Source organism: Methanocorpusculum petauri (assembly GCF_026891975.1).
GTDB lineage: Archaea > Halobacteriota > Methanomicrobia > Methanomicrobiales > Methanocorpusculaceae > Methanocorpusculum > Methanocorpusculum petauri.
On sequence record NZ_JAPTGB010000005.1, the window covers coordinates 35,833 to 50,769 of the forward strand.

The 14,937-nt window shown below is 51.3% G+C and carries 15 protein-coding genes; 10 read left to right on the top strand and 5 right to left on the bottom strand.

Annotation, left to right across the window (positions count from 1 at the left end):
* The first annotated feature begins 103 nt into the window (after positions 1 to 103).
* The 4 genes from O0S10_RS03105 (at position 104) to O0S10_RS03120 (ending at position 3,868) form a co-directional block, all read left to right on the top strand.
* Positions 104 to 1,918 carry a hypothetical protein gene (locus tag O0S10_RS03105; RefSeq protein WP_268924441.1) on the top strand — a complete coding sequence of 605 codons (1,815 nt, stop codon included), beginning with the start codon at positions 104 to 106 and terminating at the stop codon, positions 1,916 to 1,918.
* A 662-nt stretch (positions 1,919 to 2,580) separates the two neighbouring features.
* Positions 2,581 to 2,964 (top strand): HNH endonuclease family protein, encoded by a 384-nt coding sequence (locus O0S10_RS03110; protein WP_268924442.1) that lies wholly within the window; start codon positions 2,581 to 2,583, stop codon positions 2,962 to 2,964.
* 19 nt (positions 2,965 to 2,983) lie between these two features.
* A complete protein-coding gene (locus O0S10_RS03115; RefSeq protein WP_268924443.1) occupies positions 2,984 to 3,160 on the top strand; it encodes a hypothetical protein in 177 nt (58 codons plus the stop codon).
* A 504-nt stretch (positions 3,161 to 3,664) separates the two neighbouring features.
* The gene (locus O0S10_RS03120; protein ID WP_268924444.1) at positions 3,665 to 3,868 is read left to right on the top strand and encodes a nucleotidyltransferase family protein; all 204 of its coding nucleotides are present in this window, start codon (positions 3,665 to 3,667) and stop codon (positions 3,866 to 3,868) included.
* 3 nt (positions 3,869 to 3,871) lie between these two features.
* On the opposite strand, the gene O0S10_RS03125 is transcribed toward O0S10_RS03120, so the two are convergent.
* On the bottom strand, positions 3,872 to 4,144 hold the full coding sequence (locus O0S10_RS03125) for a type II toxin-antitoxin system YafQ family toxin (protein WP_268924445.1): 273 nt from the start codon (positions 4,142 to 4,144) through the stop codon (positions 3,872 to 3,874).
* 3 nt (positions 4,145 to 4,147) lie between these two features.
* Positions 4,148 to 4,423, bottom strand: coding sequence for a type II toxin-antitoxin system RelB/DinJ family antitoxin (locus O0S10_RS03130; protein WP_268924446.1), 276 nt, complete (start codon positions 4,421 to 4,423; stop codon positions 4,148 to 4,150).
* Positions 4,424 to 4,563: 140 nt separating this feature from the next.
* On the opposite strand from O0S10_RS03130, the gene O0S10_RS03135 reads away from it, so the two are divergent.
* Positions 4,564 to 5,205, top strand: coding sequence for an HAD family hydrolase (locus O0S10_RS03135; protein WP_268924447.1), 642 nt, complete (start codon positions 4,564 to 4,566; stop codon positions 5,203 to 5,205).
* A 65-nt stretch (positions 5,206 to 5,270) separates the two neighbouring features.
* Positions 5,271 to 8,465, top strand: coding sequence for an isoleucine--tRNA ligase (gene ileS, locus O0S10_RS03140; protein WP_268924448.1), 3,195 nt, complete (start codon positions 5,271 to 5,273; stop codon positions 8,463 to 8,465).
* Between the two features lie 363 nt (positions 8,466 to 8,828).
* Here ileS and O0S10_RS03145 read toward each other — a convergent pair whose 3' ends face one another.
* From O0S10_RS03145 to cls, 3 genes are all read right to left on the bottom strand, one after another.
* Positions 8,829 to 9,029, bottom strand: coding sequence for a hypothetical protein (locus tag O0S10_RS03145; RefSeq protein ID WP_268924449.1), 201 nt, complete (start codon positions 9,027 to 9,029; stop codon positions 8,829 to 8,831).
* Between the two features lie 574 nt (positions 9,030 to 9,603).
* A complete protein-coding gene (locus O0S10_RS03150) occupies positions 9,604 to 9,777 on the bottom strand; it encodes a hypothetical protein (RefSeq protein WP_268924450.1) in 174 nt (57 codons plus the stop codon).
* Between the two features lie 223 nt (positions 9,778 to 10,000).
* On the bottom strand, positions 10,001 to 11,491 hold the full coding sequence (cls, locus tag O0S10_RS03155; RefSeq protein ID WP_268924451.1) for a cardiolipin synthase: 1,491 nt from the start codon (positions 11,489 to 11,491) through the stop codon (positions 10,001 to 10,003).
* A 62-nt stretch (positions 11,492 to 11,553) separates the two neighbouring features.
* Here cls and O0S10_RS03160 point away from each other — a divergent pair, with 62 nt between their 5' ends.
* The 4 genes from O0S10_RS03160 to cofG all read left to right on the top strand — a co-directional run bounded on the left by O0S10_RS03160 (position 11,554) and on the right by cofG (position 14,889).
* Positions 11,554 to 11,754, top strand: a complete 201-nt coding sequence (locus O0S10_RS03160) for a hypothetical protein (protein ID WP_268924452.1) — start codon at positions 11,554 to 11,556, stop codon at positions 11,752 to 11,754.
* Between the two features lie 231 nt (positions 11,755 to 11,985).
* Positions 11,986 to 12,900, top strand: a complete 915-nt coding sequence (locus O0S10_RS03165; RefSeq protein WP_268924453.1) for a hypothetical protein — start codon at positions 11,986 to 11,988, stop codon at positions 12,898 to 12,900.
* A gap of 2 nt (positions 12,901 to 12,902) precedes the next feature.
* The gene (locus O0S10_RS03170) at positions 12,903 to 13,856 is read left to right on the top strand and encodes a hypothetical protein (protein ID WP_268924454.1); all 954 of its coding nucleotides are present in this window, start codon (positions 12,903 to 12,905) and stop codon (positions 13,854 to 13,856) included.
* Between the two features lie 61 nt (positions 13,857 to 13,917).
* The gene (cofG, locus tag O0S10_RS03175; RefSeq protein ID WP_268924455.1) at positions 13,918 to 14,889 is read left to right on the top strand and encodes a 7,8-didemethyl-8-hydroxy-5-deazariboflavin synthase CofG; all 972 of its coding nucleotides are present in this window, start codon (positions 13,918 to 13,920) and stop codon (positions 14,887 to 14,889) included.
* The last annotated feature ends 48 nt before the right edge of the window (positions 14,890 to 14,937 follow it).

Genomic DNA, 14,937 nt, shown 5'->3' on the forward strand with positions numbered 1-14,937 from the left:
AGATACCGGGACAAATGTGACATTTATTATCTCACCGATCCCTGTAGTATGCAAGGGGGTTCCCTTCACCAAGATTCGTGTGCAACCATTCATCCACTGATGAATGGACGCGTGCGAAAAAAACAAACACCGTATACCGGGAAGTATCCCGTCCTTCGTCCGCCAGCAGAATCGAAGCGGACACCATCCGAACCCCCGCTCACCCCACTTCAAGGTGATTATCATACTACAAAAAAATCTCACCCCCCCAAATACCGAATCCGACCTTGACCTCGCCGGATTCCTGACCCCGATCGAACCCGCCCCGACCACTGATGCGGCCTCTGCCTCCTCCCCTTCCTCCGGGCCGCAGCAGTTTCCGGCGGTGTTTTTTGTCCATGAAAAGATTACTGATTCCGTACAGCAGGTGCACCTCGCCCTCGTACGGCTGAATGCGGTCTCGCCGCAGGGGCCGGTTATTTTCCGGCAGGACGGCCGCCTTGTCCGGGTTATCCGAACCGAGGACGACGGCTATGCCGTCGTCCCCCTTGACCGCAACCGGCTGCGGCTGGCACTTTCCGAGGCAGGAACCTGGAGACGGTTCCTGAAAGAGGATATCACCGAGCCGGACAACACCCTGCTGGACGCAGCGGTTGCGGCGCCGCCCGACCGCTTCCGGAAGATTCCGGTGCTTGCCGGTCTCTACTCCGGGGCGCTCCTCCGCCCGGACGGGACGGTTGCCTGCACTGCCGGGTTTGATGCGGCAACAGGATTTTTCCTGACGAAGACCTATGCCCTTCCGCCGGTGCCGGAACATCCGACCGAGGAGGATGTCAGGTTTGTCCGCGAAATGTTTGCGGATATCTTTGATGAGTTTCTGTTTGCCACAGAAACGGATCGAGCGAATGCAATTGCAGGGCTGATGACGGCAATTTTCCGCCCGACGCTCGCAGGTCCGGTTCCGATCTGGGCGATTGACAAAAACACGCCGCGGGCGGGCGGTACGCTGCTTGCGCTGGTAACAGGGACGCTCGCATACGGAGAGCCGCCGCTGATGTATGCGGCGAGTCGCAGGCGTGATGAGATGGAGAAGGTGGTACGGATGGCACTGCGGGAGCAGGGCCGGTTTGTGCTGCTGGATAATGTTGCGCCGGGTGCGGATTGGACGCCGGAGGTGCTGCTGTCGGCGACTTCCGGGTCGGGACGGGTGCTGTCCCGGAATATGGGGACATTTACCTCGTTTGTGAGCAGGACGCCGGCGTTCTTTGTGGTGAACGGGGTGCATCTGGATATCCGGGCGGATGTGACGGGCCGGATGTTTCTGGTGCGGCTGTCGGCGCCGAAGGCGTGGCAGGAGATGCGGTTCCGCCGGACGAAGACGGAGCTGCTGGAGCTGGCGGCGGCAATGCATCCGCAGGCGGTGTGGGGTGCTGCGGTGCTGCTGCGGTTCTGGCAGGATGCAGGCGAGCCGGTGTTCCGGCTGGCGGACGGTAATCTGTCGGAGTTTCCGGAGTGGCTGCGGGTGGTAGGCGGGGTTCTGGCACATGCGGGCTGGCCGGAACTGCTGGCGAATCAGGGCGAGGTACAGACGCAGGAGAATGCGGCGGATACGGAGGGGGCAGAGCTGATGGCGGCACTGTATGCGGTGTTCGGGGAGGAGCAGTTTTCCGCGAAGGCCCTGATGAAGGTGCTGGTTACGGAAGGGGCAGCACGGAAACGCGGTGAGGGGGTTGACGGGCTGCTGAATTATGCGGATGAGGGGATGATCCGGTCGGCGGTTGCGGGAACGCTGTCTTCGGTGAAGGTGGGGATGTGGCTGAAGGGGTTTGTGGGGACACGGTTCGCGGGCGCGGAGTGGTATGTGGAGAAGGCAGATCAGCGAAAAGGAAATCAGCGGATGTATGCTCTTGTTCCGGTGGAGCGGCAGGCAATGCTGTGAGGGGCTGCCAGCTTTCTGCCAACTTTACTTCATTCTTTTTTTGACGGATTGTTGTTGGTTTGTGATTTCCGTCTGTGTATGTGCTTTACGCCAACCTGCCAGCTTTTGGGGTGTTCTGTTTTTGTTTCTTTGCGGTTGTCTGAACGGAGAAGGTTCTGACCCGGAGGATACGGAGAGTTTCGTTAGTTGGCAGGTTGGCGTGAACGATGTGTTCGGGTTGGTTTTGGATTTTAGAGAGAGGTCTCGTGTGTTCGGGTTGGCGCAAGGTTGGCAGAAGAGGTAGTGGTCATGAGTGGAAGATGTGAAAAGGGACAATTTTTCAAAATAGATCACACATTAGTCAAAATCAGATGGAGAAATTGAAAAATAGCAACAAACCTACACCATAGACGGCGTTGCACCTAAATTCGTTGATTGCCTATGAATGATCGTCATCGATCGAATTCCAGCCCACGGAAAACACGAAACACATGGAAGTAAAAACATCACGGAACATACGTGAACATCACGGAATCCAAATTAACCTATTTCCGTGGTTTTCTTGTTTATTCCATGATGTTGAAAATTTCTGCGTGTTCTGTGTTTTCCGTGGGATGCTCAGGAATAAAGGTACAACGCCACCATAGACAAAATATATAATATCACGTGACTTAATTTAATTCATGGCAGGACTTACAAAAATAGAATGGGAGGCGATAAAAAGGAGACATGGAAACAAATGTGTTCTTTGTGGAACACCTGATAAAGACGGAAAACTCTTAGAAAAAGCACATTTAATGGCAAAATCTAAAGGAGGTAGTCAGTACATTCCTCTATGCCCAAATTGCCATACAAAATATGACAAGGGAATGCTGTCTTCAACGCAACTTAAAAAATTAGGATTAACGCCGGAAATGTATAAAAAAGTCCTGCCAAAAAAACCAGGGACAACATCAAAAAAATCATCTCAAGATTTACTTGGATTAAAACCCCTTCCCAAGTCCATAAAACCAATTCGTATTAAAAAATCATCAGACGGAAAATTCAAAATCGAAGATTTGTTCTAACTACATTCGGTGATATAAAATGGCAACAAACACAGGATCAGGATACCGTTCAGGAGCTGTTGGTAATAAAAAACGTGGAAATCCACGAACTCAGGTTGAAACACCAAGTGGTTACCGGAAACGGGATGGAAATACTGGGCGTTTCATGGCTGGTAAAAAAGATGGAAGTGCCTTTAAAGGCGTACGAAAAGAATAATTTTTTTTAATTTATGGTTACTGTCCCCTGTATATCTTATTGTAATAAATCTTACAAACAAAAAAAAGCGAAACGTTCTCTTGAGGGAACACGCAAACCAACAATGATTCTGCTTCAATTCGGTGAAGAGGGTGATACAAATCCGATCATTGTAACGTATCAGTGGGATTGTGATCTGGAACGATGGTATCCAATCTATATTGATAATCGCTGGGCAGTACAGGCCAATATCCCGGAGCACCAGTTTACCCTCCACACTGAAAGAATAATACAAGTTGCCCAATCACATGATTTCCATCAGAATATAGAGAAATGTTTCAACAAATCACGTCACCTCACCATTAAAATCTATCCTACAGAACCACTCTATACAGAGTTCAAAACGTGGTATTGTTTACGAATATAATTTTTTCATTCTCATTAGATTTTTTGTAAAGGTTTTCGTCGTAACCATCATTATCTCCCGCACCAAAAAAGCAGTATATCCAAAACCCTGTGATGACCATGCCTCCTGCGTACCAGACAATCCGGCCCTTCGTTCTGCAAACTCTCTCCCGTGAGATGCATACCTTACAGGACGTCTATGGCGTTGCCACCATTGGCGTCTTTGGTTCGGTCATCCGGGAAGAGGACACTCACAAAAGTGATGTGGACATCCTCGTAACCTGTCTGCGGCCCTCCATTGAAGCGGAGGTTGTGGAAATATGAGGTTCAGAAAAGATCGCTGTGGGTCCCGGTTCGGGTCAGCGTAAGGACGAGCATTTCATCATCTATTCGGTAGATGAGTATCCAGTCCGGCTGAATGTGGCACTCACGAAAGTCCGACCATTCCCCGTTTAGCCCGTGGTCAAGATAATTCCTCGGAAGTCTCTCCCCCTGTACAAGAAGCTCAATGACGCCGGTCAGGAGCGTCAGATCATATCCTCGTTTTTGCAAAACTTTCACATCTTTTTTGAACCTGCTGGTTGTCGTAATTGCATACATTGGTTAGTCCAGCAGGTCTTTCATGAGGCTGTCTGTATTTTTGTAGCGTTTAACGGTTGTGTCGCCGGAAATATTTCGTGCTTCCTGCATTGCCTGCAGGGTTTCGTCGTTTGGTGTTTCTATTCTGAGTTCAAAGGGAAATCCATTGCATCGGACAAGGGAGGCGAGGAAGATGTTGACGGCGTTGGAGAGATTTGTTCCGAGTTCTTTGCAGACGGCTTCTGCTTTGTCTTTTGTTTCGCTGTCGACGCGTATGCTGAGGGAGGAGGTTTTTGGCATGGATTTTGTACCTGATATGTATGTTGTTTGTATTGCATTTATAGGTGATCGTGGGGGAATGAAATGTGTTCAGGAGAAGAAAAATCCGGTCACTGTGGTATGAAATATTCATCATCCAAAGGCGCCCAATCAGTATAGAAATGTCATTCCTCCCCCGTGCCGTCCTCTTCGACCTCGACAACACTCTCCACAGCCTGATAGCTGCCCGGCTCACCGCCGTCTCCACCGTTGCCGCATGGCTTAACGATGCCTCCGGCGCCCTCCCGTTCCTCTTCCTCCACAACGACAAACCCGCCATGGCGGAAAACGTCCTTACCGCCCACCTTACCGGACAGAACAACCTTGCCGCACTCCCCGCAGCCGCCCGGCTCTACCACACCCTGGAACGCAGCTGCATCACTCCTTTCCCCGGCATCCCGGACCTCCTTTTCGCCCTGCAAACCGCCGGCGTCCGGCTTGCCGTCATCACCAACTCCGACTCCGCCGAAGCACACCTGCGACTGGACCTACTCGGCATCGCCGACTTCTTCGAAGCGGTCGTCACCCCGGAAACATTCGGCATCAAAAAACCCGACCCCGCCGTCTATCAGAAAACGCTTCAGCTGCTCGGTGTCGCCGCCGCGGACACCATCATGATCGGGGACCGGCTCGACCGCGACGTTATTCCCGCCCGGGAGGCAGGTATGCGGGCGGTGCATGCCGCATACGGAACGTTTGAAAAAGGGGAAGACGGGGCCGTCCGGAATCCCGCAGAACTGCGGGACCTCCTACTCCTCCCGTAACCCGCCCAAATCACTATCTATCATCACCGCCAACATATACAGACACTATCCACGAGGAAAATACTGTGAAAGAAGTCACCGAAAGCTACGTTGCTGCAAACGTAGAATCCAACGTCCGCCAATACTGGGACGACCACAACACCTACCGGAAAACCCGGGCGCTCCGCAGTGCAGGCCGCCCCTGGCTCTTTGTGGACGGGCCGCCCTATACTACCGGCTACATCCACTTAGGCACCGCCTGGAACAAAATCCTCAAAGACAGCATTCTGCGCTACCACTCCATGACCGGCAAAAACATCGTGGAGCGTGCCGGCTACGACATGCACGGTCTCCCCATCGAGGTCAAGGTCGAGGAGAAACTCGGATTCAAAAACAAAGCCGACATCGAAAAGCACGGTGTTGCAAACTTCATCGAAGAATGCCGCGAGTTCGCCCTCACCCACAAAGACCTGATGAGCGACCAGTTCAAAAACCTCGGTGTCTGGATGGACTTCGACGACCCCTACCAGACGGTTGACTCCGGATACATCGAAGCCGCCTGGTACACCCTCAAACGCTGCGAAGAAGAGCACATGCTCGAACGCGGCAGCCGCGTCGTCAACTGGTGTCCCCGCTGCGGAACCGCCATTGCTGACGCCGAAGTCGAATACTGGGACGAAACCGACCCGTCCATCTTCGTCAAGTTCCCGATCATTGGCCGCGACAACGAATACCTCGTCATCTGGACAACCACTCCCTGGACTCTTCCGGCAAACATCGCCGTTGCCGTCGGCAAAGATTTCGTCTATGCAAGAGTCCGGGCGGTAAAGGACGGTGTCACCGAAGACCTCTGGATTGCCAAAGACCTCGCCGAACAGATCCTCAAATACGGAAAATATCAGGACTACTCGGTGGTGGAAACGAAGACCGGCGCAGAACTTGCCGGAACAAAATACACCTCCCCGCTTGAGAGTCAGGTTCCCCTTCAGAAACAGATCGAACACCGCGTCGTTATTGCAGACTACGTCGCGATGGAAAACACCGGAATGGTGCACATCGCACCCGGTCACGGCTGGGATGATTATCTCGTCGGTCTCCGCGAGAACCTCCCGATCGTCTGCCCGGTGGACGGCAACGGCAACTTCACCGAAGAGGCCGGCATCTTTGCAGGACTCTACGTCAAGGACGAAGAGACCAACACCAAAGTAATCGAAGCACTTGGTTCTGCGATGCTTGCCAAACGCAAGATTACTCACCGTTACGGTCACTGCTGGAGATGCAAGACGCCGATTATCTACCGGGCAACATCCCAGTGGTTCCTCAAGGCAAAGGATGTCCGTGACAAGATGCTGGAAGAGATCGCAGACGAGGTCACGTGGTATCCCGACTGGGCAGGTTCGGCCCGGTTCCACGACTGGATCGAGGAAGCACGCGACTGGTGTATCTCTCGTCAGCGGTACTGGGGTATTCCGATTCCGGTCTGGGTCTGCCCGGTCTGCAACAAATACCATGTGGTGGGCCGCTATGCTGAGCTGGAAGCGCTGTCCGGTCAGAAGATGACCGATCCGCACCGGCCTTACGTCGATGACATCACCATCCCGTGCGAATGCGGCGGCACCATGAAACGGGTGCCGGATATCTTTGATGTCTGGTATGATTCCGGTGTTGCTTCGTGGGCAACACTGCGGTTCCCGCAGCAGACGGAGGCGTTCGAGAAGGACTGGCCGGCGGAGTTTATTCTGGAAGGCCAGGATCAGACCCGCGGGTGGTTCTATTCGCAGCTCGCACTCTCGACGATTGCGTTCGGGAAGGCCCCGTACAAATCCGTGCTGATGCACGGATTTGCGCTGGATGCAAACGGGAAGAAGATGAGTAAGAGTCTGGGAAACGTGATTGCACCGGAGGATGTTATCTCCCAGTTCGGGGTGGATGTGCTGCGGCAGTATATTCTGTCGGCGAGTGCACCCTGGGATGATCTACGGTTCTCAATGGAGGGCGTGAAGACAACGCACCGGATGTTTAACGTGCTGTGGAATGTGTACCGGTTCCCGCTGCCGTATATGCAGCTGGACGGCTACACTCCTGCGGCGACCGCCGCAGGAGTGTGGGACCCGTCGGTGGTCGAAGACCACCTTGCGGCGTTCGGCCGCGAGGATCGCTGGCTGGTGAGCCGCGTGAACTCGCTTGCGGCGCAGGTCACGAAGGAGATGGAGGTCTGCAATCTGCACCGGGCAACCCGGCCGATTGCTACGTTTGTCCTGGATGAGCTGTCACGCTGGTATGTGCAGCTGGTGCGGCCCCGGATGTGGCTTGAGGAGGATTCGGTTTCCAAAAAGCAGGCGTATGATACGATGTACTATGTTCTGCGCAGACTGCTCGTGATTCTTGCGCCGTTTGCGCCGCATATCACGGAAGAGATGTATCAGAATCTGCGGCTTGCGGATGAACCGGAGTCTGTACATATGCAGGACTGGTTTGCTGGGAATGCGCAGCTGATCGATTCTGCTCTTGAGGAGGAGATGGAGATTGTGCAGGAGTTCGATGAGGCGGTGGCGAACGCCCGGCAGAACGGGAAGCGTAAGGGCCGCTGGCCGGTAGGTGAGGTTGTAGTTGCCACCTCGTCTTCGGCGGTTGCGGATGCGGTTTCGGTGATGAATGATCTCTGCTGCGACCGGGCAAATGCACGGTCGGTGAGGACGGTGACGGGTGTCTGGGATCGGGTGGAGTGGACGGCTCTGCCGGTGATGAAGGCTATCGGGAAGCAGTTCGGCCGGGATGGTCCGAAGGTGAAGGCGTTCATTGAGGAGTCGGACGGAACTGTTCTGAAAGCTGCCCTCGCCCGCGAGGGGAAGGTTGTCATGGAGCGGGAGGGTTTTGCTGCGGAGCTGACCGCAGAACATATGACGTTTGAGGAGCGGATGCCGGAGAATGTGTTTTCTTCGCCGCTCGGAGAGGGTAATATGGTGTATGTGGATGTTGCGCTGACGCCTGAGCTTGAGTCGGAGGGATACGCCCGTGAGGTTATCCGCCGGATTCAGGAGATGCGTAAGCAGGCAGGTCTTGCGGTGGATGCGAAGATTTCGTGCGAGGTTGTGGTGCTGGATAAACGTGTTGCGGAGCTGGTTGATCGGCTGCATGATCTGATTGCCGATGAGGTACGGGCGTCCGTTCTTGTGATTTCGGCGTTGCAGAGCTGCGGGGCGACGCGTAATCCGCTCCTTTCAACCGAGTGGGAGATTGATGGGCTGAAGGTTTCGATCAGTATTGCACCGGCCAACTAATTTTCTTTTTTTCGAGGGTTCTCTTATTATGCTGTATATTAATACATTGGTCATTCTCTCGTTTCTTTTAGTGACGGAACGGGGAGATACGGATTATTTTGGGAGATGCTGCGGATCTTGGTTGTTTGTGTGAGTTTTTTTGTTTTGGTGTGTTTTGTATGAGATGCCGGTTTTTTTGCGAATTACTTGTATAAATAAATATTGAGCATACTCTCACAAGGAGATTTTTTTGAGCAGAGAAGGAGCGTGTATTTCTTTGGAATTTTGAAAAGAATTTGTTTCCACGGATTTTTTGAATTACTCCATTGTATCTATCTGTTTTTCGGAATGACGGATGATAGTTTCTGCGTTGTTGAGACAGGGTTATAATTTTTTGTAAATGTCCAGAATTTCCAGTATTTTCGACTGATTTGGAATTTCACCGAGCATGTCGCCTTCTGTGGCATCATGCATCCCGGTAACTCCTCCTGCTGCGTGGAAGGGGATTGTATCTTTCACGACGGTTATCTGCGGAAGAAGAGCGGCGGCAGCATCGATGAGATTATCATCAACACTGCCGGACACCGCAGTCCGCTTCGTGATTGCAAGCAGTACAGCTGCCCCGATTACCGGACATTGATAGGATGTATATAACTACATTGGACAAAGTATAGTTTTTTGCAATGTGATGTTTTGAAATATTTTGCGTAGTGAATTGAATAGTAAATTACGGTTGTCTGATGCGGTTTTTTTGAGAGTGTTCTGAATTGACGGGGTATCCGAGTTACTTCGCGTGTTTCCTCTATTTAATATGGTTGAGCATTTCATCCCATGCTGTTTTGTGCGAATGAAATTTCGTTTGAATGTGTCCGGGAATCTCTTTAAATTTCTGTTTCCGCTGGTTTTTTGGATACAGTTGCCTTTCGGAGTATTTTCTGGCATGAGGATTTGTTGCAGCGGTCACAATTTTTCCTGACTCGCTCTGATCTTCGTATAAGTAGTATATAAATACATTGACCAAAGTCTCATCAGTCACCGTGTGAAGTTTCGAAATTTGCGTCAAAATGGATTAAATTTTTGATTTAAGATGTTTTCAGCATTTTCAGGATTTGGGGATGGTGTTGTATCGGAACCGATTTTCTGCGTATTTATATTATATTTAATATGATTGATCACAAACTCGAATTCCGTTTTTTGTGGATGGTGTTTGTGGGTGATTTTTTCCCGGATGCCAGGAAATTTTTGTTTCCGGAGTTATTTTTTTGTTGCGTGTTTTCTCGGGTTTATTTTTCACATCTGCCGGATTTATTTTCCGGTTATATTTTTTATCCATAGATTTTTTTGTTATTTTTCCAAACAGAGGATAATGATAAATTTTTATTTTGTGCCGGTTTTTCTCCGATTTTTGCCCAGGATATACTGATATCCCCTATATAATATCATTGGCCAGGAATTCGTTTTGAAATGTTGGCAGGGATAAGATTTCCGCAAATTCTGCGGCAATTTCTGAAAAACATTGTTTGCAGATTTTTGTTCACAAAAAAAGAGGAGGTTGACTACAGCAGCGGTGAGACCAGACGGCAGATACCTTCCTTGACCTTGATCCATTTCGGGCGGTTGTTGTACATCTCAACCGTCACCAGCGTGCACTTCTCCTCCATCTCTTTTACCATGATCTCATCCATTTTCCGACCGAACGCCTCGTCATACACGAAAGCATCCGTCTCAAAGTTCAGTTTGAAACTGCGGATATCCCAGTTTGCCGTACCGATAGCAGACGCCACACCATCAATGATCGCGGTCTTGCTGTGAATGAACCCGTTATCATAGGTATAGCCTTTTGCTCCCGCCCGGATCAGATCGCCGAGATACGAGTAACTCGCCCAGTACACAAACGGATGATCCGGTTTGCAGGGGATGACGATCCGCACATCAATACCGGAACGAACTGCCATCAGAAGTGAGGTGAAGATCGTCTCATCCGGAATGAAATACGGCGAGTGAATGTAGATGGATTTTCGGGCGTGCCCGATCAGGCTGACAAATCCTGCATAGATTGCCCGGCCGGAAGAGTCCGGGCCCGAGGAGGCGATCTGTACGCCGGACGTACCGTACGGGAGGCTGAGTTCCTTCACCGGATAATACGGGCAGTTCTCACCGACAATTACCGGGGAGTCGGGCACTGCATAATTCCAGTCCATGATAAACCGCGTCTGAAGACTTGCAACCGCTCCGCCGTGGAGCCGCAGATGGGTGTCACGCCAGTAGCCAAGCGGGCCTTTGCCGAGATACTCGTCACCGATGTTGAATCCGCCGATGAATCCGGTTTTGCCGTCCACCACCAGAATTTTCCGGTGGTTGCGGAAGTTGATGCGGGTGTTAAGGAACGGAATCTTCAGCGGGAAGAAGATTGCAACCTGCCCGCCCGCCGCCCGGAGGTTTGCGAAGAACTCGCGTTTTACCTTCTGCACCCCGACCGCATCAAAGAGCACCCGCACTTCCACGCCTGCTGCGGCACGTTCGGTTAGGAGGTCGATGATCTCGCGGCCGAGTTCGTCACCCCGGAGAATATAGTATTCCATATGGATGTGATGCTGCGCGGATTTGATCGCTTCTTTGAATGCGGAAAACTTGTCCTCGCCGTGAACGTAAACGTCAACCGCGTTGTTGTCCGAGTAGGCAGCATTGTCCTGATTGAGGAGCAGTGCCATGGTGCTGTCGAAGCGTTCAATCTCCGGCGGCAGGTTCATATCCTTTTCGAGAATTTTTTGGTACTGATCCTTTGCGATGCCGGAGATGCCTTCGTCGGCTGCGGTTTTTTTGCTGAAGATGTGTTCCCCGTAGAGGTGTCTGCCAAAGAAAAGGTAGACGACGAATCCGATGATGGGCAGGAAGAGAATCAGGAGCAGCCAGCCGGCAACCACCTGCGGGTTTCTTCGTTCGAGAAACAGCAGGGTTATGCAGGCACCAAGGTCCACGAGGAGAACGATAAGGAGGAAAAACCAGGCAACTCCTTCAGCGATGAGGTTCAGCAGAAGATCAAACATACGTTACTCCCTATTGTACGCGGGGAGAGATATATTTTCCATGCGAACACAATGGAATAGTAATGGTGTTATCCTATAAACAGTTCTGTCGTTTCTGGGGCAAGGGATTTTTACTTGCTGCAATCATTGCTGCAATTGCCGGACTTTTGACCGGAGACGGCGAATGGGTGGGCGTGCTGTATCTTGGCGCGGCGGTTCTGCTGGTGGTTGCGGTGGCATTTCTTGCGATGGGAAGGATGATTCGGGAGGATGAGCAGGAGTAAGAGCATTCCTGTTTTTTGTCTGAGATGTCCGTGGGTGATGATGGTTCATCCGGACGTATTCTTTATTTTCGCACATTCTGTTGTGTCTTGGGGTGATGAGTCTTTGGTCAATGATGATATATACTTCAAAGAACGAGTATGTGTATCAGCTGTGTGAGATGAACCATGGTCATGTGTTCCCTTAGATTCTATCTAATGGTATCTGAAAAATCTGGAATGTGAGATATTACCATGAACAAGAAAAAAATTATCAAATTTGTGAGCATATTGCTTACACTTCTGCTCGTTACTGCGTTGTTCCAGCCAGTAATGGCCGGTTCCCCGGACAATTATGGATTAGAAGAAAATGCGGATGCAAATAATCCTCAGCCGAGATTGGTGTGGGCCGCTCCTATATTTGTTTCGGTGGGCCCTCAGATAGGAGCGTATGTTTATGCTGGTACTGCTATTATCGGGGGGCTTCTCACGGGTGTATCAGCCTACTTAATCGTAAATAATCTGGAGAGTCAGGTTCAGAGCGGGTCCGTTGAAAAAACCGTTTCCGGTACTGAAACTACATACGTCCTTAAGAGTGAGTATCAGTCTCAGTTTGGGGCGAATCCCCAGGAGGATGCTTATTATGATACGGTGGCTGCCCTATTATCAGAAGCAACTGGTGAGGGGTGGGAAAAAATCAAAAATGAAACCCCAAAACTTAGATTAATTACTGCTTATTCCGAATACCAAAGTTATGCGACTACTGAGGAAAGAGATCAATTAGGGATATATTTTAAGGACAAAAAAAGTGGAAAACATCATATGATATCTTATGATAGACCGATGAATTTACAGGAAGCCACAGCGTATATGGTTAATGCTCTCAACACAAACACTGTTGGTCGCGGTGATAGTGGTAACGGACATGTACTGACCATAAATCAAGCTTCCGCAGAACGGTTATGTGAAGCAGTTTCCCTTGCAAGAGGTGGATCTGGCTTTGTTACTGCAAGTCCCAACGATGATCCAATCGTATCAGGTCAACCGCAAGTCAGACATTGTCATCCGAGAAATCTTGATGGAACTCAGATGCATGATCTAAATGGCGATAGTCCACATTGTCACTATCTGGTGTATCCAATGAATCTTGCAGGAATTATGAGTGTCTGAGTATGTGGCATCACGAGTATATTGACAAGTATGTGGACACGCTGGTCTTTGATCCGGCAGAAAACACGGTGTCCTGGGTGCAGGACGGCATCTGTGCAGCAGATTCCATCTCTGATGAGGTGTTGTTGGCGTACTGCCGCAGATCTCCACTGTGGTTCTACTCACCACTTCTCCGGCATGATGACGGGAGTGTCCGTTTTTCGGATATTCTCGCATTGGCGGTGCATGAAGCCGAAACGAACGATATACTCATGACAACTATCGGCAGATACCGGTGCTGTACGATCAATCTCGCCCTGCATCCGTGTGAAACGCCGGAGGGGGTCGTTGATGAACTCCGGGAAGATTGGGATCATGTTGCTCTGTCACTCATGAATGCCGAGAACAGCAAAACCATGGACCAGAACTATGGTTTGCTGTTTCATCTGCCCGGCAGACTGATGACCAATGAACCCTATGAGGACGGTCTTCCCCTTGCACCAAAGCAGGTTTACACCGATCGCGACAAGTACATTGAAACACTGATCTTTGATCCGTCGAACAACACCGTCTCATGGATGCAGGACGGCATCTGCACCGCAGATTCCGTCTCCGAGGAAGCACTGCGGGAGTGCTTCCGCAGTCATTCACTGCCGTTCTACTCTCCGCGTCTCTCCGACAAAGATACTTTTGATTTTGCGGCACTGCTTCACTGGGGGAGACAGTCAGCGGAAGAAAACAGGAATCAGTATGCGCTGCATATTCATACGTCAACCGTGGGAGGCCTTATCTTCTGCACGCTGAATGTACTTCTTCATCCCATAGACGGGACGAATGCATTTGATCCGGTTCTGGATGACTGGAATTTGGTGAAACAGATTGTGCATGAAGCGGACAAAAAGAAAACGCTTGCAAAGAATCTCCCCTTGCTTCTGACCTTTGCCGGGTATGACGCCGAAGGCGGACGTTCCCTCTAATCTTTTTTTTGAAAAAACCGATCAGGTTCATATGCGTTCAGCACCCAATCTTAGAACAGCTATGTCCCGGACGATTACGTTTTCCCGGAATGTGTTTCTCCCGCTGACGAATGTATGTGCAAACGCCTGCGGATACTGTTCGTTTAAGGCATCCGTCGCCGACGGCTGTGTGATGCCGGAGACGGAGGTTCTCGCCACACTTCGCCGCGGAGCGGAGTTCGGCTGTACCGAGGCATTGTTCACGTTCGGGGAACGGCCGGAAAACGAACCGGGATTTCGGCGGTATATCGAAGCGGCAGGATATCCTGACATCCTTTCCTACTGCGAAGCAATGAGCCGGGCGGCGCTGGAACTTGGCATGCTGCCGCACACCAACGCCGGAATTTTAACGTATGAGGAACTGGAACGACTCCGGTGCGTGAACGCGAGTATGGGGCTGATGCTGGAGACGACCGCAGACATTCCGGCACACCGCCACAGTCCGGGAAAAGATCCTGCGGTACGCATTGAGATGATGGCCGATGCCGGAAAACTGAAGATTCCGTTTACGACCGGGCTTCTGCTCGGTATCGGAGAAACTGCGTCCGACCGCGAAGAGTCGCTTGCGGTGATCCGTGACCTGCACAAACGTTACGGCCACATTCAGGAGGTGATTATCCAGAACTTCTGTCCGAAAGAGGGAACGGAAATGTCAGGTGTTCCGGGGGCGTCGCAGGAGATCATCGCCGACACCATCCGGCTTGCGGCAGAGATTCTGCCGCAGGACATCTCCCTTCAGATTCCGCCGAACCTTGCGGATGCAGCCCGGCTTCTCCCGCTTGGTGTGACGGATCTCGGCGGCGTCTCGCCGGTCACGATCGATTACATCAACCCGGAACATCCCTGGCCGGCACTGGACGCACTGGCAGAGATTGCCGCCGGATACGAACTGCGGGAGCGGCTGTGTGTCTATCCGCAGTACTGCAACCCGGAGTGGATTTCACCGGAGCTTCTCCCGCTGGTGGAGCGATTGGCAAAACGGGTGTATGGATAGTGTGTCATGCTAACACTTATCATAAAATCCGTTCAATAAATATGACAC